Annotated in this window: 24 protein-coding genes; 10 read left to right on the top strand and 14 right to left on the bottom strand. The window is 71.1% G+C overall.

What is annotated here, in order from left to right:
- Window positions 1–19 precede the first annotated feature (19 nt).
- The 6 genes from ssuD (at window position 20) to MFF55_RS17085 (ending at window position 6676) form a co-directional block, all read left to right on the top strand.
- A complete protein-coding gene (ssuD, locus tag MFF55_RS17060) occupies window positions 20–1183 on the top strand; it encodes an FMNH2-dependent alkanesulfonate monooxygenase (RefSeq protein ID WP_238245296.1) in 1164 nt (387 codons plus the stop codon).
- A 34-nt stretch (window positions 1184–1217) separates the two neighbouring features.
- Complete coding sequence (locus MFF55_RS17065; protein ID WP_238245297.1) at window positions 1218–2204, top strand: sulfonate ABC transporter substrate-binding protein; 987 nt, start codon at window positions 1218–1220, stop codon at window positions 2202–2204.
- A 324-nt stretch (window positions 2205–2528) separates the two neighbouring features.
- On the top strand, window positions 2529–3914 hold the full coding sequence (gene gor / locus MFF55_RS17070; RefSeq protein ID WP_238245298.1) for a glutathione-disulfide reductase: 1386 nt from the start codon (window positions 2529–2531) through the stop codon (window positions 3912–3914).
- Between the two features lie 44 nt (window positions 3915–3958).
- Window positions 3959–4252 (top strand): RNA polymerase sigma factor region1.1 domain-containing protein, encoded by a 294-nt coding sequence (locus MFF55_RS17075; protein WP_238245299.1) that lies wholly within the window; start codon window positions 3959–3961, stop codon window positions 4250–4252.
- 292 nt (window positions 4253–4544) lie between these two features.
- Complete coding sequence (locus tag MFF55_RS17080; RefSeq protein ID WP_238245300.1) at window positions 4545–5927, top strand: class II 3-deoxy-7-phosphoheptulonate synthase; 1383 nt, start codon at window positions 4545–4547, stop codon at window positions 5925–5927.
- Between the two features lie 317 nt (window positions 5928–6244).
- Window positions 6245–6676: a hypothetical protein gene (locus MFF55_RS17085; protein WP_238245301.1), complete on the top strand. Its 432-nt coding sequence runs from the start codon at window positions 6245–6247 to the stop codon at window positions 6674–6676.
- Between the two features lie 102 nt (window positions 6677–6778).
- On the opposite strand, the gene MFF55_RS17090 is transcribed toward MFF55_RS17085, so the two are convergent.
- Entirely contained in the window at window positions 6779–7000 is a 222-nt protein-coding gene (locus MFF55_RS17090; protein ID WP_238245302.1) for a hypothetical protein, read from the bottom strand.
- Window positions 7001–7155: 155 nt separating this feature from the next.
- Between MFF55_RS17090 and fae the strand changes: the two genes are divergently transcribed.
- Window positions 7156–7695, top strand: a complete 540-nt coding sequence (gene fae / locus MFF55_RS17095) for a formaldehyde-activating enzyme (RefSeq protein WP_238245303.1) — start codon at window positions 7156–7158, stop codon at window positions 7693–7695.
- Here the strand turns inward: fae and MFF55_RS17100 are convergent.
- The 7 genes from MFF55_RS17100 to MFF55_RS17125 all read right to left on the bottom strand — a co-directional run bounded on the left by MFF55_RS17100 (window position 7689) and on the right by MFF55_RS17125 (window position 15116).
- Window positions 7689–8321: a Uma2 family endonuclease gene (locus tag MFF55_RS17100; RefSeq protein ID WP_238245304.1), complete on the bottom strand. Its 633-nt coding sequence runs from the start codon at window positions 8319–8321 to the stop codon at window positions 7689–7691. The genes fae and MFF55_RS17100 overlap by 7 nt on opposite strands.
- 65 nt (window positions 8322–8386) lie before the next feature.
- Window positions 8387–8755: a hypothetical protein gene (locus MFF55_RS17105; protein ID WP_373874825.1), complete on the bottom strand. Its 369-nt coding sequence runs from the start codon at window positions 8753–8755 to the stop codon at window positions 8387–8389.
- Window positions 8643–9221 (bottom strand): type II toxin-antitoxin system PemK/MazF family toxin, encoded by a 579-nt coding sequence (locus MFF55_RS27190; protein ID WP_373874823.1) that lies wholly within the window; start codon window positions 9219–9221, stop codon window positions 8643–8645. The genes MFF55_RS17105 and MFF55_RS27190 overlap by 113 nt, the downstream gene beginning before the upstream one ends.
- On the bottom strand, window positions 9208–9453 hold the full coding sequence (locus MFF55_RS17110) for an AbrB/MazE/SpoVT family DNA-binding domain-containing protein (RefSeq protein ID WP_238245306.1): 246 nt from the start codon (window positions 9451–9453) through the stop codon (window positions 9208–9210). The genes MFF55_RS27190 and MFF55_RS17110 overlap by 14 nt, the downstream gene beginning before the upstream one ends.
- A gap of 68 nt (window positions 9454–9521) precedes the next feature.
- Window positions 9522–12881 carry an error-prone DNA polymerase gene (locus MFF55_RS17115; protein ID WP_238245339.1) on the bottom strand — a complete coding sequence of 1120 codons (3360 nt, stop codon included), beginning with the start codon at window positions 12879–12881 and terminating at the stop codon, window positions 9522–9524.
- Between the two features lie 2 nt (window positions 12882–12883).
- Window positions 12884–14365, bottom strand: coding sequence for a Y-family DNA polymerase (locus MFF55_RS17120; RefSeq protein ID WP_238245307.1), 1482 nt, complete (start codon window positions 14363–14365; stop codon window positions 12884–12886).
- Window positions 14358–15116 (bottom strand): ImuA family protein, encoded by a 759-nt coding sequence (locus MFF55_RS17125; RefSeq protein ID WP_238245308.1) that lies wholly within the window; start codon window positions 15114–15116, stop codon window positions 14358–14360. Before MFF55_RS17125 ends, MFF55_RS17120 begins: the two co-directional genes overlap by 8 nt.
- A gap of 261 nt (window positions 15117–15377) precedes the next feature.
- Between MFF55_RS17125 and MFF55_RS17130 the strand changes: the two genes are divergently transcribed.
- Window positions 15378–16283 carry a collagen-like protein gene (locus tag MFF55_RS17130; protein WP_238245309.1) on the top strand — a complete coding sequence of 302 codons (906 nt, stop codon included), beginning with the start codon at window positions 15378–15380 and terminating at the stop codon, window positions 16281–16283.
- 64 nt (window positions 16284–16347) lie between these two features.
- Here MFF55_RS17130 and MFF55_RS17135 read toward each other — a convergent pair whose 3' ends face one another.
- The 4 genes from MFF55_RS17135 to MFF55_RS17150 all read right to left on the bottom strand — a co-directional run bounded on the left by MFF55_RS17135 (window position 16348) and on the right by MFF55_RS17150 (window position 19607).
- Window positions 16348–17616, bottom strand: coding sequence for a TIGR03862 family flavoprotein (locus tag MFF55_RS17135; RefSeq protein ID WP_238245310.1), 1269 nt, complete (start codon window positions 17614–17616; stop codon window positions 16348–16350).
- Window positions 17613–18374 carry an N-acetylmuramoyl-L-alanine amidase gene (locus MFF55_RS17140; RefSeq protein WP_373874826.1) on the bottom strand — a complete coding sequence of 254 codons (762 nt, stop codon included), beginning with the start codon at window positions 18372–18374 and terminating at the stop codon, window positions 17613–17615. Before MFF55_RS17140 ends, MFF55_RS17135 begins: the two co-directional genes overlap by 4 nt.
- Window positions 18375–18379: 5 nt before the next feature.
- The gene (locus MFF55_RS17145; RefSeq protein ID WP_238245312.1) at window positions 18380–19105 is read right to left on the bottom strand and encodes a J domain-containing protein; all 726 of its coding nucleotides are present in this window, start codon (window positions 19103–19105) and stop codon (window positions 18380–18382) included.
- A 232-nt stretch (window positions 19106–19337) separates the two neighbouring features.
- Window positions 19338–19607 carry a YMGG-like glycine zipper-containing protein gene (locus MFF55_RS17150; protein ID WP_238245313.1) on the bottom strand — a complete coding sequence of 90 codons (270 nt, stop codon included), beginning with the start codon at window positions 19605–19607 and terminating at the stop codon, window positions 19338–19340.
- Window positions 19608–19785: 178 nt separating this feature from the next.
- Here MFF55_RS17150 and MFF55_RS17155 point away from each other — a divergent pair, with 178 nt between their 5' ends.
- Both MFF55_RS17155 and dusA read left to right on the top strand, forming a co-directional pair.
- A complete protein-coding gene (locus MFF55_RS17155; RefSeq protein WP_238245340.1) occupies window positions 19786–20361 on the top strand; it encodes an urease accessory protein UreE in 576 nt (191 codons plus the stop codon).
- Window positions 20362–20404: 43 nt separating this feature from the next.
- Window positions 20405–21415, top strand: a complete 1011-nt coding sequence (dusA, locus tag MFF55_RS17160) for a tRNA dihydrouridine(20/20a) synthase DusA (RefSeq protein ID WP_283206761.1) — start codon at window positions 20405–20407, stop codon at window positions 21413–21415.
- Here dusA and MFF55_RS17165 read toward each other — a convergent pair.
- Entirely contained in the window at window positions 21394–21969 is a 576-nt protein-coding gene (locus MFF55_RS17165; RefSeq protein WP_238245314.1) for a sugar O-acetyltransferase, read from the bottom strand. The genes dusA and MFF55_RS17165 overlap by 22 nt on opposite strands.
- Window positions 21970–21977: 8 nt before the next feature.
- A complete protein-coding gene (ypfJ, locus tag MFF55_RS17170) occupies window positions 21978–22877 on the bottom strand; it encodes a KPN_02809 family neutral zinc metallopeptidase (protein ID WP_238245315.1) in 900 nt (299 codons plus the stop codon).
- Window positions 22878–22925: the final 48 nt, after the last annotated feature.

The raw sequence follows: 22925 nt of genomic DNA on the forward strand, positions 1-22925 counted from the left end.
GAAGAATTCGGAGTGCCCCATGTCCGGTGAAGCCGACGTCCTCTGGTTCCTGCCGACCCACGGCGACGGGCGCTATCTCGGCGCCTCGGAGGGCGCCCGCGAGGTCACGCTCTCGTACCTGAGGCAGATCGCGCAGGGCGCGGACGAGCTCGGCTATTACGGCGTGCTGCTGCCGACGGGCCGCTCCTGCGAGGATTCCTGGGTCGTCGCCTCGGCGCTGGTGCCGCTCACGAAGCGCCTGCGCTTCCTCGTGGCGGTCCGCCCGGGCCTGCAGGAGCCCGCGATGGCCGCGCGCATGGCCGCCACCCTCGACCGGCTCTCCGAGGGGCGCCTCCTCATCAACGTCGTCACCGGCGGCGATCCCGTCGAGCTGCGCGGCGACGGCGTCTTCCTCGCTCACGACGAGCGCTACGCCGTCACCGACGAGTTCCTCCACATTTGGCGCGGGCTGCTGCGGGGCGACACCGTCACCTACGAGGGCCGGCACCTCAGGGTCGAGGAGGGCCGGGTGATCTTCCCGCCCCGCCAGGACCCCTACCCGCCGCTCTATTTCGGCGGCTCCTCGCCCGCCGGCATCGAGGTCGCGGCCGAGCATTGCGACGTCTACCTGACCTGGGGCGAGCCCCCGGCGGGCGTCGCGGAGAAGATCGCCACGGCGCGCGCGGCGGCCGAGAAGCGCGGCAAGACCTTCTCGTACGGTATCCGCCTCCACGTCATCGTGCGCGAGACGGAGGCCGCGGCCTGGGAGGCGGCGGAGAGCCTGATCTCGCGGCTCGACGACGCCACCATCGCGCGTGCGCAGGCGACCCTGCAGCGCCAGGATTCCGTCGGCCAGAGCCGCATGATGGCGCTCCACGGGGGGCGCCGCGACAAGCTCGTGGTCTCGCCCAACCTCTGGGCCGGGGTCGGGCTCGTCCGGGGCGGCGCCGGCACGGCGCTGGTCGGCTCGGCCGACCAGGTCGCCGACCGGATGAAAGAGTACATCGATCTAGGCATCGATCGCTTCATCCTGTCGGGCTACCCGCATCTCGAGGAGGCCTACCGCTTCGCCGAGCTCGTCTTCCCCAGGCTCCCCCTGCGCAGCACCACCGGCGTCGCGCCGAGCCACGCCCGCAACGACGGGCCGTTCGGCGAGGTCATGGCCAACGACATCGTGCCGAGCCGCCGCGTCGCAGCCCACTGAACCCTCCCACCCGACCGAGAGGATGGTCCCGACGATGCCCCGCTCCGCCCTGCGCACCCTCGCCCTCCGCCAGGACACGGCCTGGCGCCCCTGGAACGTCCTCCTAGTGCTGGCCCTCGTCCTGTTCGGCACCCTAGTGGCGCGGGCCGAGGAGCGCGTCATCCGGGTCGGCTACCAGAAGTACGGGACCCTGGTGCTCCTCAAGGGCAAGGGCCTGCTGGAGCAGAAGCTGAAGCCGTTGGGCTACCGCGTCGCCTGGGCGGAGTTCCCCTCGGGTCCCCCGCTCCTCGAAGCGCTCAATGCCGGCGCCGTCGATTTCGGGTCGGCGGGCGAGGCGCCGCCGATCTTCGCCCAGGCGGCCAACCCGTCGAACTTCCTCTACGTGGCCAACGAGCCCCCCGCGCCGGCCGGCGAGGCGATCCTCGTGCCCAAGGACAGCCCGATCAGGACGGTGGCGGACCTGCGCGGCAAGCGGATCGCGCTCAACAAGGGCTCGAACGTCCACTACCTGCTGGTGCGGGCCCTGGAGCAGGCCGGGGTGCCCTACGAGGCGGTGACCCCGACCTTCCTGTCGCCGGCCGACGCGGCCGCCGCCTTCGCCCGCGGCGCCGTCGACGCCTGGGTGATCTGGGACCCCTTCCTCGCCTCAGGCGAGCGCTCCACCGGCGCGCGCATCCTCGCGGACGGCACCGGCCTCGTGCCCAACCGCCAGTTCTACCTCTCGACGCGCGCCTTCTCGGACGCGAACAAGGCCGCGGTCGACGCCCTGATCGGCGCGATCGGCGAGATCGACCTCTGGGCCAAGGACAACACCGATGCCGTCGCGGCCGAACTCGCGCCCTCCGTCGGCATCCCGGCGCCGGTCCTGACTGTCGCCCTGAAGCGGCAGAGCTACGGCGTCACCCCGCTCGACGCGGCGGCGGTGGCCGACCAGCAGCGGATCGCCGACACCTTCCTCAAGCTCGGCCTGCTGCCCAAGCCGATCACGGTGTCGGACGCGGTGCGCAAGTCCGGGAGCTGAGGCGACTGCCAGGGCAGCGACCTCGGGCTCATGTCGGATGGGCGAGGCACGAAGCCGATCTGCTAGAACAACCACGTTTGTCATTCCGGGGCCGCTAAGCGGAGCCCGGAACCCATAACCGCCAACGGTGCCATCCTGAGCACGCGCAGCGGCTCTGGGTTCCGGGCTCCGCTTAGCGGCCCCGGAATGACGAACGTGGGTTCCGTGTCCCCGCGGTGAACGACGTCGAACCCCGCTCGGACCCCTGGGCGCACCGGCCCGCCCTTGGAACCCGGCGGGCCACGGTCCATAAAGCGCCTCGCCACCACCGACCGGAAGACCCGCATGCGAGACGATTTCGACGCCGACCTGTTCGTGATCGGCGGCGGCTCCGGCGGCGTGCGCGCGGCCCGGATCGCGGCGGGGCACGGCGCCCGGGTGCGACTCGCCGAGGAGTACCGGGTCGGCGGCACCTGCGTCATCCGCGGCTGCGTGCCCAAGAAGCTGATGGTCTATGCCGGCCGCTTCCGCGACGAGTTCGAGGACGCCGCCGGCTTCGGCTGGACCCTGCCCGAGCCCCGCTTCGACTGGGCGACCCTGAAGGCGCGGCGCGACGCGGAGGTGGCGCGGCTCGAGGGCATCTACGACACCAACCTCCTGCGCGCCGGCGTTACCGTGGTGCCGCAGCGCGCCGTGATCGAGGACGCCCACACGGTCCGCCTCGTCGAGAGCGGCGAGCGGATGAGGGCGAAGGTGGTCCTGATCGCGGTCGGCGCCCGCCCGGTGAAGGAGCCGCTGATCCCCGGCGCCGAACTCGCCATCACCTCGAACGGCGTGTTCGAGCTGGAGACGCTGCCCGAGCGCATCCTCGTCGTCGGCGGCGGCTACATCGCCGTCGAGTTCGCCGGCGTCTTCGCGTCGCTGGGCAGCCGCACCACGCTCCTGCATCGCGGCGACCGGCTGCTGCGCGGCTTCGACGACGAGATCCGCGACGCGCTGGGGGCGGCCTACGCCGCGCGCATGGACCTGCGCCTGGGCCAGACCGTCCACCGCCTCGACCGGCGCGACGGCGCGATTGCGGCCACGCTCGGCGACGGCAGCGAAATCGTGGTGGATCAGGTTCTCGTCGCGACGGGCCGGCGCCCCAACGTCGAGGGTCTCGGCCTCGACAAGGTCGGGATCGAGACCGACCGCTTCGGCGCGATCCCGACGGACGCGTTCTCGCAGACCTGCGTGCCCTCGATCTACGCCGTCGGCGACGTCACCAACCGCGCCAACCTGACGCCGATCGCGATCCGCGAGGGCCACGCCTTCGCCGACACCGTGTTCGGCGGCAAGTCCTGGTGCGTGGACCACAAGCTGATCCCGACGGCGGTGTTCTCCACGCCCGAGATCGGCGTCGTCGGGCACAACGAGGACACGGCGCGCGCGCTCTTCGGCGAGATCGACGTCTACAAGTCGAGCTTCCGCCCCATGAAGGCGACCCTGTCGGGCCGCGACGAGCGGGTGCTCATGAAGGTGCTGGTGGAGCCCGAGAGCAACCGCGTCGTCGGCGTGCACGTCCTCGGCCACGATGCCGGCGAGATCATCCAGGCGGTCGGCATCGCCGTCACCATGGGCGCGACCAAGGCCGATTTCGACCGCACGATCGCGGTGCATCCGACCGCCGGGGAGGAGCTCGTGACCATGCGCGTGCCGTCGGTGACCAAGCGTCCCGTCGCCGTCGGCTGAGCGCCGCGTATGGATTGCGGCCCGGCCTGAGCCATATCGGCACCATGACCGACGACGCGCACGACCGGCGGCAGGCCGTCATCGACCGGCTTCTCGCCGATTCCGTGCGGCCGGCCTTCGTCGGCCGACCGCCGAGCCAGGATGCGCTCGCGCCCGACCTCCAGGGCACGATCGATCGTCTCCTCGCCAAGGCCGCCGCCCAGGCCGTCCGGTTCCTGACCTACGAGGATTTGGAGGAGGCGCTGCCCAAGCGCGACGTCACGGCCGAGGACCTGGAAGCCATCTTCTGGATCCTGGCCGAGCACGGCATCGCGATCGAGGATGGCGAGGGCGGGTAGCGTGGAGCGTCGGTGAGTCCGACCCTTGTTCAAGGCGGCCATGAACCCACCGCTGTCATTCCGGCTTCGCCTTCGGCAGCCCGGAACGACAAGGTTGATGTCAGATCGGTTCTGCCCAGAGCCGACAGGGTTCCCCGTTAAACCGAGTTCGCGGACCCGGAACGACAAAGCTGGGTTGCTTTCCTTACGTCCTTCCGTCCCTCGCTTCCCACCAAAAACCCCTCTATAAGCCGCGCCTTCCGCGCGGGGTCGTCCCGCGCGTGGCCGCCTGAGAGGTGCGCGGGAGTTGACGATGGGCGAGCGTTGGACACCGAAGACATGGCGCAACCTGCCGATCCAGCAGGTGCCGGCCTATCCGGACGCCGCCGCCCTCGCGAGCGTCGAGACGCAGCTCGCGTCGTTTCCGCCGCTGGTTTTTGCAGGTGAGGCGCGCAAGCTGAAGGCGTCGCTGGCCCGCGTCGCGGCGGGCGAGGCCTTCCTGCTCCAGGGCGGGGATTGCGCCGAGAGCTTCGACGAGCATTCGGCCGACAACATCCGGGATTTCTTCCGCGTCTTCCTGCAGATGGCGCTCGTCCTCACCTTCGCCGGCGGCTCGCCGGTGGTGAAGGTCGGCCGCATCGCGGGCCAGTTCGCCAAGCCCCGCTCCTCGCCGACCGAGACCCTGGACGGGGTGTCGCTGCCGAGCTACCGCGGCGACATCGTCAACGGCCTCACCTTCACGGAGGAGGCCCGCGTGCCCGATCCGCGCCGGCAGCTCGAGGCCTACCGGCAATCGGCGGCGACGCTGAACCTGCTGCGCGCCTTCGCGACCGGCGGCTACGCCAATCTCGAGAACTCGCATCGCTGGATGCTCGGCTTCGTGAAGGATTCGCCGCAATCCTCGCGCTACGTCGATTGCGCCGAGCGGATGACCGAGGCGCTCGACTTCATGCGCGCCATCGGCATCAACCCGGAGACGCACCAGGAGGTGCGCACCACCGATTTCTACACGAGCCACGAGGCCCTGCTGCTCGGCTACGAGGAGGCGCTGACCCGCGTCGATTCGACGAGCGGCGACTGGTACGCCACCTCGGGCCACATGCTCTGGATCGGCGACCGCACCCGCCAGCCTGACCACGCACATATCGAGTACGCGCGCGGCATCAAGAACCCGATCGGCCTGAAATGCGGGCCCTCGATGACGGCCGACGGTCTCCTGAGACTCGCGGACCAGCTCAATCCCGCCAATGAAGCGGGCCGCCTGACCCTGATCTGCCGCTTCGGCGCGGACCGGGTCGGCGAGCACCTGCCCGGCCTGATCCGGGCTGTCGAGCGCGAGGGCCGCAAGGTCGTCTGGGCCTGCGATCCGATGCACGGCAACACGATCGCGGCCGGCCGCTACAAGACCCGGCCCTTCGAGCGCGTGATGCAGGAGATCGAGGGCTTCTTCGGCGTGCACCGGGCGGAGGGGACGATCGCCGGCGGCATCCACCTGGAGATGACGGGCAAGGACGTCACCGAATGCACCGGCGGCGCCCGGGCGCTGACGGCGGACGACCTGCAGGACCGCTACCACACCTATTGCGACCCGCGGCTCAACGCCGAGCAGGCGCTGGAGGTGGCGTTCCTGACCGCCGAGCTGGTCAAGCGCGAGCGCGCCGAGATCGAGCGTCCGCGCCTCGACGCGGCGGAGTGAGGCGGGCCCTGGCCGACGGCGCCTGCCACGGCCCCCTCTCCCGGACGGCTGAAGCGTCGGCGGGAGGCGATCCGGGACCCAGCCGATGACCAGCCGCGTCGGCGGCTCTGAACGATCGGCGCCGTCGTCCGGACGCCTCGCGGCCTCTTGTGCCGGCTCCCGGATCGGGTTCCGCTTCGCTGCACCCGTGCGGGAAAGGGCTTGGGTGGCGCACACCATCCCGCCCGAAAAGGCGGATGGTGTGTCCGGCGGGCGCTTGACCGTCGCGAACCCCTCGCTTCAATGCAGGGCGCGGGAACAGGCGGGGCGCGGGAACATTGCAGAAGCTTGGCGGCGCCCTGGTCGTCGCGTTCGTGGGCCTAGCGGTCTCGGGCTGCGTCGGCTTCTCCTACATCTCGAAGACCTACGTCGCCCTGACGCCGCAGGTGGTCACCATCGGCTGCAACGAGCCCTACGAGGTCTACGACCAGCGCCAGGCGCGGCGCATGCTGATCGTCTCGAACGGCCTGCGCGAGGTGGCCGGCTGCGGGCTCGAGGGCGCCGATCCGGCCGCGACCCGGGCCAGGCGCTTCCGCGAGGCCGGCCGGACCTATCTCGACGAGACCGTGCGCGAGGATTGCCGGATCACCGGCGAGACGGTGTTCACCGACCTGCAGACCGAGTTCGTCTACGCCTGCGCCGCGCCGATCGAGCCGCGCGGCACCAAGGTGCCCCGCCTGCCCGGGCGCAACCCGGTCGGCTTCCAGTAGCCGACGACGGGACGCCTCCGGCCGGGGGTGATCAACGCCCGCCGCTGCGCGCCGGCGCGTGGAGAACGTGCAGAATCGCGTTGATCACGGCACCCGAATTGATCACCGCTTCTCGACGGGAGGGCGCGGGAAGGTCCGCTCGGCGGCATCGCCTGCCGCGGCCAGGAGCGCCCGGGCGAAGAGACGGGCATCGCGCCGGTCGAGGGTGAGGATGGCGGTGACCGGCCTGCCGCCGAGATCGGCCAGGCCCAGCTCGACCTGCACGCCGTCGCCGACCGGCGCGACCGACAGGGTCCAGTCCCGCTCCCCCTGATCCCCGCTCATCGGCGCGCTCTCGTCCTGCCCGAGACTGCTAATGGCCGATCGTCGCGCCGGAGGCCAGGGGGCGGGGAGCGATGTCGGCGATTGACGCTGTGCACCGCGTGGTGTTTCTCGCGCCGCGCCCGCTGATGGGGCAGCGCGTTCCGAGAGGGTCAAACATGTCCGAGATCTGGTTTCGCACCGGCGAGGCGACCGTGCTCGCCGCCGAGGGGCAGTACACGGACGCGATGCCCGAGGTGCTGATCGGCTCGACGCGCGGCCCCGTCGGCCAGGCCTTCGCCGGGATGATGGGCCAGGTCCAGGGCCACACCCGGATGTTCGTGGTGCGCGACCTCAACCAGCTCGTGCGCCCCGCCACCATGATGACCACCAAGGTCACGATCCACACGGCCGAATACGCCGAGCTCCTCGGCGGCGTGGTCCAGGCGGCGACGGGCGACGCCATCATCGACTGCGTGATCGAGGGCATCCTGCCGAAGGACGGTCTTGATGAGCTGTGCATGATCATCATGATCTGGCTCGACGAGCGCTGCGGTTCCGACCCCCACCTCGATCACAAGGACCTCTACCGGACCAATTACGAGGCGACGAAGCTCGCGATTGGCCGGGCTATGCGCGGCGAGCCGACCATCGACGAGCTCATCGCCAACCGGAAGACGGTGAAGCACTACGCATTGGAGGACGTGATCGACTACTGAGCGGGGGCCTTGCGCGCGCGCATGAGCGAAGTGCGCGCGTAAAGGTCCGCCAGAGCGCAATCGAGTCCGATTGTCGGCAGAACGACACGTTCGTCGAGACTCGTGAGCCGATGCCGGACCCAGAGATCCCCTTCACGCACGGCCACCGTAACGTCGAAGGAAGCCTGCTCGATGAGCAGGATGACTTCGCAGGCCGGCAGCGCCTCGTAGTTCTCGACCTTGATGGCGATCTTTTCCCGGGCCGCCCCGCTCGGCTTGCGCCGGTCGTTGGCCGAGATGATTTCGGCTGCGAGGTAGCAGGTCTGCATGATGTTCAGGCCCGGCACGATCTCGGAGCTGTCGAGGACCGCCACGTCCGGAACATAGGTGTGATTATCGACGGTCGGTCTCAGATCGATGGCCGGGTTCTGGACCGCGACGCGGTCGGCACCGAAGCGTTCGAGGGCATCGTTCAGGAGACGGTCGAGGTTCCCGGCGATCAGCTGGTGATCGATGTTCGGCTGTGCCTGCATGATGAACCGCCCGTCGATGAGTTCCCATTTCTCCTCGTCGGGCCGCGACGCCACGAAGTCCTGGAACCGGAGGTGGGCGTCGCGCGGTCTGTCTTTCGTCAGGGATGCCGTCATGGTCCGCTCCGCACCGGAGGCTTCCGAGGGTAGGATCGGCTCGGCCCAAGGTCCGGTCAAGCGCCTCACCCCGGCGGGATGCGCCCGACCGAGCACAGGGTCCGGATCGTGCCGGCGCTGTCGGTGTAGCAGCTCGCCGACCAGCCGTTCTGCTGGATGAAGGATTTCCGTCGCTCGCGCAGCGCCGTCTCGTAGGCCCGCACGAGGATGGCCTGGGCGGCGTCCGCGCGCTCGCCGACGACGATCTCGGTCGCGATCGACAGGACTTGGAAGTAGGCCGCGGACGGGCTCGGATCGCCGGAGGCCGCCTGCGCGATCGGCTCAGCGCGGCAGGTCAGGTCGAGCTTGGTGCTGCCCGGAACCCTGATGTCGATGCTCGGCCCCTGCCGGCGCGCGACCTTGCCGCCGGTCGCCGCGGCGATGCGGGCGGCCAGGCCGTCGCATTCGTCGGCCTGCGCGGCGGTGGAGACGAGGAGGAGGGCGGCGAGGGCGAGACGAAGCATGAAAGGACCTTGGGATGAAGCGGCGCGTGTCGATTGATTCGAAGGCTCTGTGCAATCTGTAGGAAGGCCTTGAGCTTCGCCTTGGCTCGTCGACCAACGCCTGTGGAGCAACCTCGATGAAGCGGACGCCGCGTGCCGCCCAAGAACGCGCCATGCCCTGATCGGCAATCGGGACCGCGCGGGTCTTGAGGCCCTCGGGCAATGCGACCTCGTAGGGATAGTCTTTGACCCGACTGGTGATCGGGCAGGCGAAACAGCGGCCGGTCGCAGCATGGTAGGCGTGCGGCGTCAGGATGAGGGCTGGTCGCGCAGAAGCCTGTTCTGTCCCGGCCGGCCAGCTGGAATCGACGAAGACGAGGTCGTCGAGGTCGGGGCGGTAGGGCTCACCAGATTTCATTCCCGGCCGGTGGGCCCTCGAAGAGCTCGTCAAGCTGGTCGTCCTGCGTGATGCCCGCCAGGAGCTCGTCGAAGCTGTAGTGAGGCGGCGCTGCGATCGGCGTGACTACGAGCTTGCCCTTCTCGACGGTGAGATCGGCCGCCATGCCTTCGCTCGCGCCGATATCGACAAGCGCGACGGCCGGGATGCGAAGGGCCAAGCTGTTGCCCCAGCGGGAAAACTGCACACGCATGAGGACGATCCTGCTTGTATCTTCAATGACGATACATTGCTGCGCGGTCGGCGCAATCGGAGACGGGATCAATGAAAATCCCGGCTGCGATAGACGCGCCGGTCGGGCGGGGCGCCGAAATCCGTTGTCTCCGGCGGCGGCTTGAAGCCGCCTTCGCGCAGGAGGCGCAGATCGGGCGTCAGGTCGCGGAACCGCTCCGCGAGGAGGTGGACCACGAGGCCCGAGCGCTGGATGCGGCCGCGCACCACCAGGAAGCGCGCGCTCATCGCGACGCGCCGGTTGGCCTCGAACACCTTGCGCCAGACGATGATGTTGGCGATGCCGGTCTCGTCCTCGATCGTCAGGAACACCACGCCCTTGGCGGTGCCGGGCCGCTGCCGGGTCAGGACGAGCCCCGCCACCGTGACGCGGGCGTTCTGGGGCAGGGCGGGATCGTGATGCGCGGCAGCCGTGATCGCACCCAGGCGGGCGAGACGCTCGCGGAAGAAGGCGACCGGGTGGCCCTTCAGCGAGAGGCCGGTGGAGACGTAATCCTCGGCGACATGCTCGGAATGCTCCATGACCGGCAGGTCCACCGCCGGCTCGGCGCGGAAGAGCCCGTCGTCGGCGTGGAACGCGAAGAGGGGGAGGGGCGCTTCCAGGAGATGGGCGCGTCGGTCGAGACCGCCTTGAGCCGCGGCCTTGCGGGCCGAGAGGCCTTCGAGGCTGCGCACCGTCCAGAGGGCGGCCCGCCGGTCGAGGTCCAGGGAGCGGAAGGCATCCGCCTCGGCCAGCCGCTCCAGGATGTTTCGGGGCAGCGCGAGCGCCGCCTGCAGCCCTTCGATGCTGGCATAGCCGTTGCCGCGCAGGGCTACGAGCCTTTGCATCCCGGTTTTGGGCAGGCCCGTCACCTGGCGTAGGCCGATCCGCACGGCGAAGCGCCGCTCGCCCTTCGGCGGCTCAGAGGGCGGCTCCAGGGTGCAGTCCCAGTCGCTGGCATTGACGTCGGGCCCGCGCACCTCGACGCCGTGGGCGCGGGCGTCGCGAACGAGCTGGGCCGGCTGGTAGAAGCCCATGGGCTGCGAGTTGAGGAGTGCGGCGAGGAAGACGTCGGGATGCCGGCACTTCATCCAGGCCGAGGCGTAGACGAGGATCGCGAAGCTCGCCGCGTGGCTCTCCGGGAAGCCGTAGGTGGAGAAGCCCTTGATCTGGTTGAAGCAGCGCTCGGCGAAATCGCGCGGGTAGCCGCGCCCCGTCATGCCCTCGATGAACTTGCTCTCGAAGTTCACGATCTGGCCGTTGTGCCGGAAGGTCGCCATGGCTCGGCGCAGGCCGTCGGCCTCCGCGTGAGTAAAGCCGGCCGCGGTGATCGCGATCTGCATGGCGTGCTCCTGGAATAGCGGCACGCCGAAGGTCCGCTTCAGGACCTCTTCGAGTTCGTCCTTCGGGCCGTGTTCCGGGGAAGGGGAGGGATAGACGACCTCCTCCAGTTTATCGCGCCGGCGCAGGTAGGGATGGACCATGTCGCCCTGGATCGGGCCGGGCCGTACGATCGCAACCTGCACGACGAGGTCGTAGAACTCCTTCGGCTTCAGCCGCGGCAGCATCGACATCTGCGCCCGGCTCTCGACCTGGAACACGCCGACCGAGTCTGCCTTCGACAGCATCGCGTAGACGGCAGGATCCTCGCGCGGGATCTCGGCGAGGCCGACGAGTTCGCCCCTGCCGTGGTCGCGCTGCAGGAATTCGAGGCCGCGCTTGAGGCAGGTCAGCATCCCGAGCGCCAGGACATCGACCTTGAGGAGACCGATCGCGTCGATGTCGTCCTTGTCCCACTCGAGGAAGGTGCGGCCGGGCATCGCCGCGTTGCCGATCGGCACGGTCTCGTCGAGACGGCCCTTGGTCAGCACGAAACCGCCGACATGCTGCGACAGGTGGCGGGGGAAGCCGATCAACTCCACGGCGAGGTCGACGGCCTGACGGATCGCAGGATTCTTCGGGTCGAGCCCCGCCTGGACGATGTGCTGATCCGGCAGGCCGTCACCCCAGGAGCCCCAGACCGTGTCGGCCATGAGCCCCGTGATGTCGGGGGTTAGGCCGAGCACCTTGCCCACTTCGCGGATGGCGCTGCGCGGCTTGTAGTGGATCACCGTCGCGCAGATCGCGGCGCGCGCCCGGCCGTAGCGGGCGTAAAGGTGCTGGATCACCTCCTCGCGGCGCTCGTGCTCGAAATCGACGTCGATGTCGGGGGGCTCGTCGCGGCTGTCGGAGATGAAGCGGGCGAACAGGAGCCGGATCTCGGTCGGATCGACGGCCGTGATTCCGAGGCAGTAGCAGACGACGCTGTTGGCGGCCGAGCCGCGGCCCTGGCAGAGGATGCCGTGATCGCGGGCGAACTCGACGATGTCGTGGATGGTGAGGAAGTAGCGCGCGTAGTCGCGCCGGCGGATGAGGTCGAATTCTTCGCGGAGCGAATCTTCGACCGCTTTGGGGATGCCGTCGGGATAGCGCAGGCCGGCCCGTTGGCGCGTGAGATATTCGAGGTGCCCCTGCGCCGTCCTGCCGGGCGGGACGGGCTCGTCCGGATACTCGTATTTGAGCTCGCCGAGGCAGAAGCCGCAGGATTCCGCGATCTCGATGGTGCGGGCGACTGCCTCGGGGTGGTCGGCGAAGAGCCGGGCCATCTCGGCCGGTGGCTTGAGGTGACGCTCGGCATTGGCTTCGAGGCGGTAGCCGGCCTCGGTGAGCAGGCAGCCCTCTCGGATGCAGGTGAGGACGTCCTGCAGCGGCCGGCGCTCGGGGGCGTGGTAGAGGGCGTCTGCGATCGCCACGAGGGGCGCGCTCAGCCTCTCGCCCAGTTCGGCGAGCAGCCCGAGCCGGCGCCGCTCGTCGCCGCGGTGGCGGTGCGAGCCCGCGAGGAAGGTTCTTCCCGGGGCGGCCTCCGCCAGGCTCGCGAGCGCCTCGGCGAAGGGATGGCGCCGGGCGGCGCCAAGCGTCCGGAACCGCGTCTCCGGCGGCACGGCGATGAGGATCTGGCCCTCGGCCGCCGCCAGCAGTTCCGGGAAGCCGAAGCGGCACTGCCCCTTCACCGAGCGGCGGTTGCCGTCGGTGAGCAGGCGGCAGAGCCGGCCGTAGGCCGTCCGGTCCATCGGGTAGGCGATCGCCTCGAAGCCCTCCTCCGTCACGAGCCGGACGCCGGCGATGAGGCGGATCGTGGCCGTCGCCTCGGCGCCCGGCTCGCCGGCCAGCCATCGCTCCTGCGCCTTGAGCCGCCGCTTCGCCTCGGCGTAGCCTCGCACGACGCCGGCCATCGTGTTGCGGTCGGCGATGCCGATCGCCTGCAGCCCGTACTCGGCGGCCTGCGCCACCATCTCCTGAGGATGCGAGGCGCCGCGCAGGAAGGAGAAGTTCGTGGTGACGCCGAGCTCGGCGTAGGCGACCGTCTCCAGGCTCACGCGAACAGCCCGTGCACGAACCAGCGGGCCGCCGCGTTGGCTGAGTGAAACCCCTCGCGGTAGAGCCACAGGCGCCGGCCGGCCTCGTCCTCGACCCGGTAATAATCGCGGACCGGCGCATCCTCGCGCCACCACTCGCCGGCGATCCGCTCCGGCCCCTCGGCATGGGCGACCCGGTGCAGGCGGAGGCGCCAGCGGAAGCGCTGCGGCGGGCCGTCGGGGGCGAGCGAAAAAACCTCCTGCGCCGCCTCGCCCGTGCGCAGCAGGATGAGCGGGCGACAGGGCGGTCCCTCGGCCGCCCGTCTCCGCGCGGGATGGGCCCGGTCGGGCGGCATCCAGCGGCGCGGCGCGGAAGCCCGCTCCGGGATGTGGCTCTCGCGGAATTCGGGCCGGCCGAGGCGGCGACCGAGGCGCTGGCGCAGGGCGTCGGCGAGGCGGCCGATCCCCTGTCCCGCCGATGCGCCCCCGACCAGGCGCACCTGGATCGGGCGGATCGGCCCCGTCGCCGTCACGTCGAGTCGCAGGGTCTCGAAGCCGAAGCCGGCGTCGAGTTCCCGTCCGAGCCGATCGAGCCTGAGGTCGAGCAGGCGCCCGACCTGGGCGGGGCACCGGGTCGGATCGGAGAGGCCCAAGTCGAGGGTGCTGGCATGGCCGTCGACACGATGCAGGGTGAGCCGCAGGGCGCGCGCGCCGAGGCCGGCCGCCTCGAGCCGGGGCGCCACCTCGCCCATGAGGTCCCGTACGACGGCGACGATGACGTCCTGGTGCCCGATCGGGTCGAGGAAGCCCCGCGTCGCGCGGAAGCTCGGGGCCTCTCCGAGGGCGAGAAGCGGCTCGGGCCGGTGCCCCAGGGCCTGGTCGAGGCGGGTGAGCAGGTCCTGGCCGAAGCGCCGGGCGAGCGGCGCACGAGGCGCCTCGGCAAGCGCCCCGATCCGGCGCAGGCCAAGGCGTCGCAACGACGCCGCGATGCCGGGCTCAAGGCGCAGGGCCGTGACCGGCAGGTCGCGCAGGACCGCCGCGTTTCCGCCCGGCGGCACGATCGGGGCTCGGCTGCGCGCGCCGCCGTAGCGGGCGAGCGCGAAGGCGCAGCCGGGGGTGTCGGCCAGCGCCAGCCGGGCGGGGAGGGCGTTCTTCGCGAGCCTCTCCGCAAGGTCCGCGATCAGTCCCGCCTCGCCGCCGAAGAGATGGCTCGCACCGGCGATGTTGAGGAAGAGGCCGTCGCCGCCCTCGGCGGCACCGAAAGGGGCGACCGTCGGCGTGTAGCGCCGCGCCCAGACGCAGAGCCGTTCGAGGGCGGCCGCGTCGGCCTCCGGATCAGCGGGGTACACTGCGATGCCGGTGCCGATCCGGGCGCGGGCCCGCGCCAGGGGCTCGCCGGGCCGCAGGCCGAGCGCGTGAGCCTGCGCGTCGACCGCGATGAGGCACAGGCCGCCCTGTCCCACGGCCGCGACGACGCAGGGGCCTCCATCCTCAGCCATGCCCCGCGCGCGCCGCAGGCGCGTGACGGGCCAATGTTTTAGCCAGATCGAAACGATGCGCGGCATTATCCCATTCCAGAAGCCAATCCCCGTTGCGCCCGTTGCGGCAGCGGTCGAGCCGCACCCGCCAGCGCGGGCGCGTCAGGGCGCCGAAGCGATCGCGTGCGGCTTCCGCGGCCTCGATCCGCCAGCGCGTCGCCGCCCCGTTCGCCTCGTCCAGTCCTGGCGGCCGCAGGATGAGCAGGAGCGGGTTCGTCCGCTCGGCCGCGAGGGTGAGCCGCCGGCCCTGCTTCAGCGGCAGGCCGGCATCGACGAGGCCGGCGACGGCCGCGAGGCCGTCCGCCCGCAGAGCCTCCTCGACGGCGCGGTAGACCTCCGTGTCGGTCTCGACCTCGAAGAGCAGGAGCCGGCCTGGATCGAGGCCGAGATCCGCGAGCCCGTGGCCGTAGGGAATCGGGTGTCCGCGCGCGACCACCAGCAGGGCCTCGCCCGGCTTCGCCGCGAGGTGGCGGGCGACGAGGGCCAGGGTGAAGCCTAAAGCCGCGGCCTCGGCCCCCTCCGCTCCCGGCGCGATCTCGTGCAGGCTGCCAAGTGCCAGCCCTCGGGTGGGCAGCCTTTCGTCGAGATCGGCGATGCCGAACGGAAGCGCGCCGGCGACGGAGTTCAGGGCCGGCGCCTGGAGCCGGGCGCGCAGGGCGACGAGCGCCTCCTCCCGACCCGCCCCCGCATGCACGACATCCTCGGATCGCATCGCTGATTCACCCTCGTATCCGCCTGCCTGGTGGATGCCTCAGCGTAAGAACAAAACAAGAACAGACTCAATCGATTTCAGGAGGTCCGAAGTTTCATGATTATATTCAGGCCTTTGCCCTGTGGAGAGCTGTGGACGGGTGTGGATGCCGCCGCGATCGGACGTGGGCGCGGCGACCGAGTCAGGCTTGACCGCGACGCGGCCTCGACGCCAATCTCCGCCGCCCGCGCTCAAGACGCGGGCTGGTCCGGGGGAAGGTTCATGCGTCTCGATCGCCTCGCTCTGGCCCTGGCGAGCTTTGCCCTCGCCTCCCTGGCTTCAGGGGTTTCCGCGCAGACGGTCGAGCAGGGCATGCCGGCTCCCGAGCCCCCGGCCAGGGCAGCGCCGAAGCCGGCGAAGAAGCGCCCGCAGGTCCCCGCCCAGCCGATCACGGTCAACGAGGCGCGGATCGAGGCCGGCGACCTGCGGATCTCGGGCACCGTGCGCAAGGGCGGCGCCGTCGTGGTGCTCGACGACGACATCTCGGTCATGGCGGACAAGGGCGGCCGCTTCAGCTTCCGCCTGCCGCACAGGCCGACGAGCTGCGTGGCGACCCTGAAGGTCGAGGAGGACGAGCGCGAGGCGGTGATCGCCAATTGCGCTCCCGAGGGACCGCCGGGACCGAAGGGCGAGCCCGGCCCTGCCGGGATGGCCGGCTTGCCGGGTCCCAAGGGCGATCAGGGTCTCAAGGGCGATCAGGGTCTCAAGGGCGATCCGGGTTTGAAGGGCGACCAAGGCCCCCAGGGCGGTCCGGGCCCGAAGGGGGAGGCGGGATTGCGCGGCGAAGCCGGTCCCAAGGGTGAGCCGGGGGAACCGGGGCCGAAGGGCGAGACCGGGCCGCAGGGGCCTCCCGGTCCGAAGGGCGAGGCGGGTCTGGCGGGCGGGCGCGGCGAGGCCGGCGCGGCCGGGCTTGCGAGCTCCCCCGGCGCAGGATCGCCCCTGCGCGTGATCCGGGCGGAGAACTGCCCTACGAGCGGGTGCGAGGTCACCTGCGAGGGCGGGGAGGTCCTGGTCTCGGCCTATTGCCTCCGGGCGCGCAGCCCGACCTTCCGCCAGGGCAGCAACGGCGCGAACGCCGCCTGCCCCGCCGACAGCCAGGGCATGGTGGGCATCTGCGCGCGGTTGTGAGGGTTCGCAGCTCCGATCGACCCACTCGACCCCCGACCTCCTTCCCCGGATCGGGTTCGGCCGACTACACGGGCGTTCCCGAGAGGGCGGCGGCCCCGCGCCGATCAGACGAGGTCTGTTCCGCATCCGCCTGCAGCCACGCCATCATCCCCTCCGCCGCGGCCCGTCCCGTCGCGAAGGCGGCCTGGAGCAGGTAGCCGCCGGTCGGGGCTTCCCAATCCAGCATCTCGCCGGCGACGAAGGTGCCGGGCCGGGCCCGCAGCATGAATCGCGCGTCGAGGCCCGCGAAGGCGACGCCTCCGGCCGTCGAGATCGCCCGCTCGATCGAGCCGGTCCCATTAATCCGCAGGGGCGCGGCCTTGATCAGGGCCGCGAGGTCCGGTGCGGCGGAGGGCAGGGTGCGCCCGGCGGATTCCCGCAGCAGGCTGACCATGACGGGCGACAAACCGGCCTGCTTGCGCAGGGTCTCGGCCTGCGACTGGCCCGGTCGCGCGGCCGCGAGGCGGCCGGCCAGCGCCGCCTCCGTCAGGTCCGGCCGCAGGTCCAGCGCGATCACGGCCTCGCCCCGCGCTGCCATCGCCTCCCGGATGAGGCGCGAGGCGGCGTAGATCGCCCCGCCCTCGATCCCCTCGCCGGTGACGACCGCCTCGCCCCGCACCCGGGTGTCGCCGATCGTCAGGGCGATGCGCTTGAGCGGCGCGCCGGCGAAGCGCGCGCGGAAGAAGTCCGACCAAGCCATTGCGAAGCCGCCATTGGCCGGCGCGAGGGGCGAGACCGGCACGCCCGCCTCGCGCAGGAGCGGCACCCAGGCCCCGTCCGAGCCGAGCCGCGACCAGCTGGCGCCACCGAGGGCCAGCAGCGTCGCGCGCGCCGGCACGCTGATCCGGCCCGCCGGCGTCTCGAAGGCGGGGCGCTCCTCGTCCCAGCCGACGAAGCGGTGTCGGGTCCGGACGCGCACGCCGAGTCCGTCGAGCCGGGTGAGCCAAGCTCGCAGCAGGGGCGAGGCCTTGAAGCTCTTGGGAAAGACCCGGCCGCTCGACCCGACGAAGCTCGGCTCGCCGAGCGCCTCGCACCAGGCCCGCAGGGCGTCGGGCGGGAAGGCCTCGACCGCGCCCGCGAGCCGCGCCTCGGCCGGATGGTAGCGGGCCTGGAAGGCCGGCAACGGCTCGCTGTGGGTCAGGTTCAGGCCGCCGCGGCCCGCCATCAGGAACTTGCGGCCCAGCGACGGCATCCGCTCGTAGATCGTCACGGCAAGCCCGGCCCCGACCAGCACCTCCGCCGCCGCAAGTCCCGCCGGCCCGCCGCCGATGATTGCGATGTCAGGGTCGCTCACGCGCCGGGCCCAGGTCCCGGCCGCGACGCGATCAGGTCGCGCAAGGTGGTGATGGTCGAGGCATCGGCGACGCCGTCGACGCGGGCCTGGCGGAAATGGCGCTGGAAGGCGGTGACCACCGCCCGGGTGCGCTCGTCGAACCGGCCCGTCACGGGCTGGTCGTAGCCGTAGAGCGCGAGCATCGCCTGCAGCGCCTCGATCGGCTGGCCGGCATCGCCCTGCGCGAAGAAGCGTCCGTCGCGGATCGGCGCAGGGGGAACGTGATGGCCGATGCCCGCCCGGGCCAGCCTGTCCCAGGGAAATACCTCGCCCGGGTCCTCCTTGCGCTCCGGCGCCACGTCGGAATGGGCGAGCACCCGCGCGGGCGGGATCGACCAGCGCCCGACGAGATCGCGGGCGAGCGCGATCACGGCCTCGATCTGCGCCTCGGGATAGGGCGGCAGGCCGCCGGCATGACCGGGATGGGCGATCTCGATGCCGAGCGAACGCGAGTTGATGTCGTTCTCCGATCCCCAGGCCGCGCGGCCCGCATGCCAGGCCCGGCGCCCCTCCGGCACCATCTGCACGACGCGCCCGTCCTCGAACACGAAGTAATGGGCCGAGACCTCGGCGACCGGGTTGGCGAGGCGCTGCAGCGCGAGGGCGGCCGTCTCCATCCCGGTGTAGTGCAGGACCAGCATGTCGGGCGGGCCGCCGAGGCGCTCGCCGTGATTGGGCGAGGGCACGACGCCGCGCGCGACCGGGCTCTCCGGCTCCAACCCGCTCACCGCGCCCCCCGCTCGGCCAGGATGCGGTCGTAGGCGGCATTGATGGCCGCGAGCCGGCGCGTCGTGATCGCCACGGCTTCCGGGGGCAGGCCGCGGGCGATGGCGCGGTCGGGATGGCTCTCCATGACGAGCGCGCGGTGCCGCGCCTTCAGGTCGGCGTCGGTGACGGCGGGCTCCAGGCCGAGCACGAGGTAGGGATCGTCGGACAGGGCGACGTGGCGGGCTGCGATGCGCCGGAAGGCAGCCTCGTCGAAGCCGAAGCACTCGGCCACGCCCCGCAGGTAGCGCTCCTCCTTCTCGTGGAGGGCGCCGTCCGCCTTGGCGATGTGGAACAGTCCGTCAAGCACGTCCTCGAGCAGCGCCGGCTCGTCCTGGAACGCGCCGGCGATCTGTCGCGCATAGGCCTCGAAGCCGCTCGTGGTCTTCTTGGCGAGGTCGAACAGCCGCTCGACGCCGCTTCGCGCCGCGGGATCGACCTGCACCACCTCGCCGAAGGCCTCGACCTCGGACGGGTGAACGACGCCGTCGGACTTCGCCATCTTGGCGGCGAGCGCCACCAGACCCGTGGTGAAGACGACGTCGCGCGGGGTCGGACCGAAGGGCGCACCGTCCCGGTCGACCAGCAGATGGCCGGCGACCCCGCCGGCCAGCGCGCCGAGCGGCCCCCCGATCGCGAGGCCGAGCCCGACGCCGCCGAGCTTGCCCCAGATGCCAAGGCTCATGGCCGCGGGCCCCGGGGCAGAGAGGTCTGGGAGGCGGGGGACGAGGCGGAGGCGGGCAAGGTCGTCTGCGGAACTCTGTGTCGGGACCAGCCCACTTCTATAACGGCCGCAGGCTGATAGGGCAGGGGGAATCCTGTCGCGAGCGCCTGTCGCGCACGCAGAAGGGGTCGCGCACGCAGAAGGGCCGGAGCGAGACGCCCCGGCCCTTCGAAGTCCCGCCCTGCGAGATGATTCAGCGGCAGTAGATGTCGCCGTAGGCGTCGCGGTAGGTGCCGTAGGGGCAGCGCGGTGCAGTCGACGCGCCGACTATCGCACCGCCCGCGGCACCCACGGCCGCACCGGCCAGCGCGCCGCCGGCCCGGCCGGTCGCGGCACCGCCAATCGCGGCACCGGCCAGCGCCCCGAGGCCGGCGCCGCCCAGGGCACGATCCTCGGGCGTGTTGCAGGCGCCTACCGAGAGCGCGAGCGTCCCGGCCAGCATGGCGGCGATGAGCTTCTTCATGGTTGCGGCACTCCCTTGTGCGACCGGCCCGGCTTCGTGCCGAGGTCCAGCCCTGACGTCAGCTGAGCCATTATGGCCTTTGAAGGCCCGGCTGAACCATTTCCTTCCGGCCAAGCTTTCCGTCGGCACGAAAAACCCTCTAGTGATGCGCGCAAACGACATCCCGCCCGAGGACACTATGCTGAGTGCCACCACCATCGTCCGCAAGCCGGCGGTCCGCCAGGACGCCGTCGTCGACACCGTCACGCTCGACCACGCTGCCCGGGAGGTCGACCGGGCCGACCTCACCGCCGAGGGGGGGCTCAGCTTCACCCTCGCCCTGCCGAAGGCCGCCGCGCTGGAGGATGGGGACGCCGTTCGCCTCACCGACGGGCGCCTCGTGGCGATCCGCGCCGCGGCCGAGCCGCTCCTCGAGGTACGGGCCGGCAGCCCCGCCCGCCTCATGCGCCTCGCCTGGCAGCTCGGCGGCAGCCATGTCCCGGCCGAGATCGGGGCGGACGTGCTCTACGTGCCCGACAGCCCGGCGGTGGCCGAGCTCGTGCGCGGCCAGGGCTGCGCCGCGACGCCGGTGACTCGGGCCTTCAAGCCCGAGCGTGCCGCCCACGATCACAGCCAGTGCGGCCATGATCATCACGCGGCCCATGATCATGATCATGATCATGCGCACGGGCACAAAGATCATGACCATCACGGCCACGAGCACCCCCACGTACACCCCCATGTGCACGGGCCGAATTGCAAGCACGATCACTGAGCCGGCGTTGAAGCGCCCCGAGGCCGAGGCTATCTCGCCGGAGATGACGCCCCTCGATCTCCGCTTCTCCGTGGCGCCGATGATGGACTGGACCGACCGCTACTGCCGGTCGTTCCATCGCATCCTGTCGCGGCGGGCCCGGCTCTACACCGAGATGGTGACCACGGGGGCGATCCTGCACGGGCTGCGGGAGAAGCTCCTCGGCTTCTCGCCGGCCGAGCATCCAGTGACCCTGCAGGTCGGCGGCTCGGACCCGGCCGAACTCGCGCAAGCCGCGCGGATCGGGCAGGATTTCGGCTACGACGCCGTCGACCTCAATGTCGGCTGCCCCTCGGATCGCGTGCAGGACGGCCGCTTCGGCGCCTGCCTGATGCGCGAGCCCTCCCTCGTCGGTGAATGCGTGGCGGCGATGAAAGCTGCGGCTTCGGTCCCCATCACCGTGAAGTGCCGCATCGGGGTCGACGAGCAGGACCCGGAGGAGGCCCTCGACGCGCTGGCGGCGTCCGTCGTCGCGGCCGGGGTCGACGGGCTCACCGTCCATGCCCGCAAGGCCTGGCTCAAGGGCCTGTCCCCGAAGGAGAACCGGGACGTGCCGCCCCTCGATTACGGGCGAGTGGCACGGCTCAAGCGGAGCCGGCCCGATCTAGCGATCGCGATCAACGGCGGCATCGCCACGATCGCGCAGGCGAGGGCGCAGCTCGAGGCCGTCGACGGCGTCATGCTCGGCCGGGCGGCCTACGGCGACCCCGCGCTCCTCATCGCCGTCGACCCGGAACTGTTCGGCGAGCCCGCGCCGGTGAGCGATCCCTTCGCGGCGGTCGAGGCCTTCGCGCCCATCGTTGCCGCTTACCTGGAGGAGGGCGTCCGCCTCCACGCGATCACCCGACACATGATGGGGCTGTTCAACGGCAGGCCGGGGGCGCGGGCCTATCGGCGGCACCTCTCGACGGCGGGCGTCGGGGCGGAGGCGGGGCTCTCCACCCTGAGGGACGCGGTGGCCCTGGTCTCACGGGAGATGTCGGAGCCCGGCAATCAGACGATCCTGGCGGCCTGATCCCGCCGCACCTGCCGCGCCGGATTGCCGACTACGACGGCGCCGGCCGGCACGTCCCGGGTCACGACGGAGCCCGCGCCGATGATGGCGTCGTCGCCGATGGTGACCCCCGGCAGCACGATCGCGCCGCCGCCGATCCAGACGTTGTCGCCGATCCGGATCGGCCGGGCGCTCTCCCAGCCGGCCCGGCGCGCCTCGGGGTCGAGGGGATGCTCGGCGGTATAGAGCTGGACGCAAGGGGCGATCTGGGCGGCGTGGCCGATGGTGATCGGCGCGCAGTCGAGAAAGACGCAGTTGAAGTTCACGAAGAGGTCGTTGCCGACGCTGATCTGCGTGCCATAATCGCAGGCGAAGCCGGGGCAGATGGTCGGCTCGCGACCGACGCTGCCGAACAGCGCCTGGATCACCGCGCGGCGGCCCGTGAGGTCCTCCGGCTCCACCCAATCGAGGCGGCGCAGCAGGCCCTTCGCTCGGTCCCGCATCGCGACGAGTGCGGGATCGTTGCCCTTGTAGGGCGCGCCGGCAAGCATCGCCGCATGGGCGCCCTGCGTCATCGCCGGGTTCAGTTCCGCGCCGCGCGGAAGGTGTCGCAGGATTTCGTCTGGCCGCTGCGATAGCCCGTCATGAACCAGCGCATGCGCTGCTCGGACGAGCCATGCGTGAAGCTGTCTGGCACCGCGTAGCCCTGCGACTGCTTCTGGAGCTTGTCGTCGCCGATCGCGCTCGCCGCCTGCATGGCCTCCTCGATGTCGCCTGTCTCAAGCGAATTGAAGCGGTCGTTCGAGTTCTTGGCCCAGACGCCCGCGAGGCAATCGGCCATCAGCTCGACGCGCACCGAGAGCTGGTTGGACTCGACCTTGCTCGAAGCCTGCTGGCGTCCCTGGACCTTGCCTAGGATGCCGAGCTCGTTCTGGACGTGATGGCCGACCTCGTGGGCGATGACGTAGGCGTAGGCGAAATCACCCTTCACGCCGAACTTCGTTTCCATTTCCTTGAAGAAGGAGGTGTCGAGATAGACCTTCTTGTCGAGTGGGCAGTAGAACGGCCCCATCGCCGCCTGGGCCGAGCCGCAGCCGCTGCGGGTGCCGCCCTGGTAGAGGACCATGCCGGTGGGCCGATACTCGCGGCCGACCTGATTGGGGAACAGATCCTTCCAGACGTCTTCGGTGTTGCCGAGGATCGAGGCGGCGAAGCGCCCGCTCTCGTCGGTCGGCTTGGTGCGTCGGCGCTCCTGCGTCTGCGGATCGACCTGCTCCTGCGGCGCCCGGCCGCCGCCCATCATCTGTTCGGCGCCGCCGATCAGGACAGCCGGGTTGATGCCGGTGACCCAGCCGATGATGCAGAGGATGACGATGGTGCCGATGCCGAGCCCGCCAGCGCCACCGCCCGGGAAGCCGCCTCCGCCGCCCTCGCCGCGACGATCCTCGACGTTGTCGGAGGCGCGAAAATCTTCCCAGCGCATGGTCCGGCTACCTCTTGAACGCCGCCCCTCGACGGGCAGCGGTGAAAG

It is taken from the genome of Methylobacterium iners, from assembly GCF_022179305.1.
GTDB lineage: Bacteria > Pseudomonadota > Alphaproteobacteria > Rhizobiales > Beijerinckiaceae > Methylobacterium > Methylobacterium iners.

Excerpts from the sequence above, each read along its gene's own strand:
- MFF55_RS17130 (WP_238245309.1), top strand. The coding sequence starts at position 15,378 with ATGCGTCTCGATCGCCTCGCTCTGGCCCTGGCGAGCTTTGCCCTCGCC.
- MFF55_RS17155 (WP_238245340.1), top strand. The coding sequence starts at position 19,786 with ATGCTGAGTGCCACCACCATCGTCCGCAAGCCGGCGGTCCGCCAGGAC.
- MFF55_RS17125 (WP_238245308.1), bottom strand. The coding sequence starts at position 15,116 with ATGCGATCCGAGGATGTCGTGCATGCGGGGGCGGGTCGGGAGGAGGCG.
- MFF55_RS17150 (WP_238245313.1), bottom strand. The coding sequence starts at position 19,607 with ATGAAGAAGCTCATCGCCGCCATGCTGGCCGGGACGCTCGCGCTCTCG.
- MFF55_RS17110 (WP_238245306.1), bottom strand. The coding sequence starts at position 9,453 with ATGCGTGTGCAGTTTTCCCGCTGGGGCAACAGCTTGGCCCTTCGCATC.
- MFF55_RS27190 (WP_373874823.1), bottom strand. The coding sequence starts at position 9,221 with ATGAAATCTGGTGAGCCCTACCGCCCCGACCTCGACGACCTCGTCTTC.
- MFF55_RS17065 (WP_238245297.1), top strand. The coding sequence starts at position 1,218 with ATGCCCCGCTCCGCCCTGCGCACCCTCGCCCTCCGCCAGGACACGGCC.
- MFF55_RS17090 (WP_238245302.1), bottom strand. The coding sequence starts at position 7,000 with ATGAGCGGGGATCAGGGGGAGCGGGACTGGACCCTGTCGGTCGCGCCG.
- MFF55_RS17120 (WP_238245307.1), bottom strand. The coding sequence starts at position 14,365 with ATGGCTGAGGATGGAGGCCCCTGCGTCGTCGCGGCCGTGGGACAGGGC.
- MFF55_RS17080 (WP_238245300.1), top strand. The coding sequence starts at position 4,545 with ATGGGCGAGCGTTGGACACCGAAGACATGGCGCAACCTGCCGATCCAG.
- gor (WP_238245298.1), top strand. The coding sequence starts at position 2,529 with ATGCGAGACGATTTCGACGCCGACCTGTTCGTGATCGGCGGCGGCTCC.
- ssuD (WP_238245296.1), top strand. The coding sequence starts at position 20 with ATGTCCGGTGAAGCCGACGTCCTCTGGTTCCTGCCGACCCACGGCGAC.
- MFF55_RS17145 (WP_238245312.1), bottom strand. The coding sequence starts at position 19,105 with ATGAGCCTTGGCATCTGGGGCAAGCTCGGCGGCGTCGGGCTCGGCCTC.
- MFF55_RS17100 (WP_238245304.1), bottom strand. The coding sequence starts at position 8,321 with ATGACGGCATCCCTGACGAAAGACAGACCGCGCGACGCCCACCTCCGG.
- fae (WP_238245303.1), top strand. The coding sequence starts at position 7,156 with ATGTCCGAGATCTGGTTTCGCACCGGCGAGGCGACCGTGCTCGCCGCC.
- dusA (WP_283206761.1), top strand. The coding sequence starts at position 20,405 with ATGACGCCCCTCGATCTCCGCTTCTCCGTGGCGCCGATGATGGACTGG.
- MFF55_RS17165 (WP_238245314.1), bottom strand. The coding sequence starts at position 21,969 with ATGACGCAGGGCGCCCATGCGGCGATGCTTGCCGGCGCGCCCTACAAG.
- ypfJ (WP_238245315.1), bottom strand. The coding sequence starts at position 22,877 with ATGCGCTGGGAAGATTTTCGCGCCTCCGACAACGTCGAGGATCGTCGC.
- MFF55_RS17075 (WP_238245299.1), top strand. The coding sequence starts at position 3,959 with ATGACCGACGACGCGCACGACCGGCGGCAGGCCGTCATCGACCGGCTT.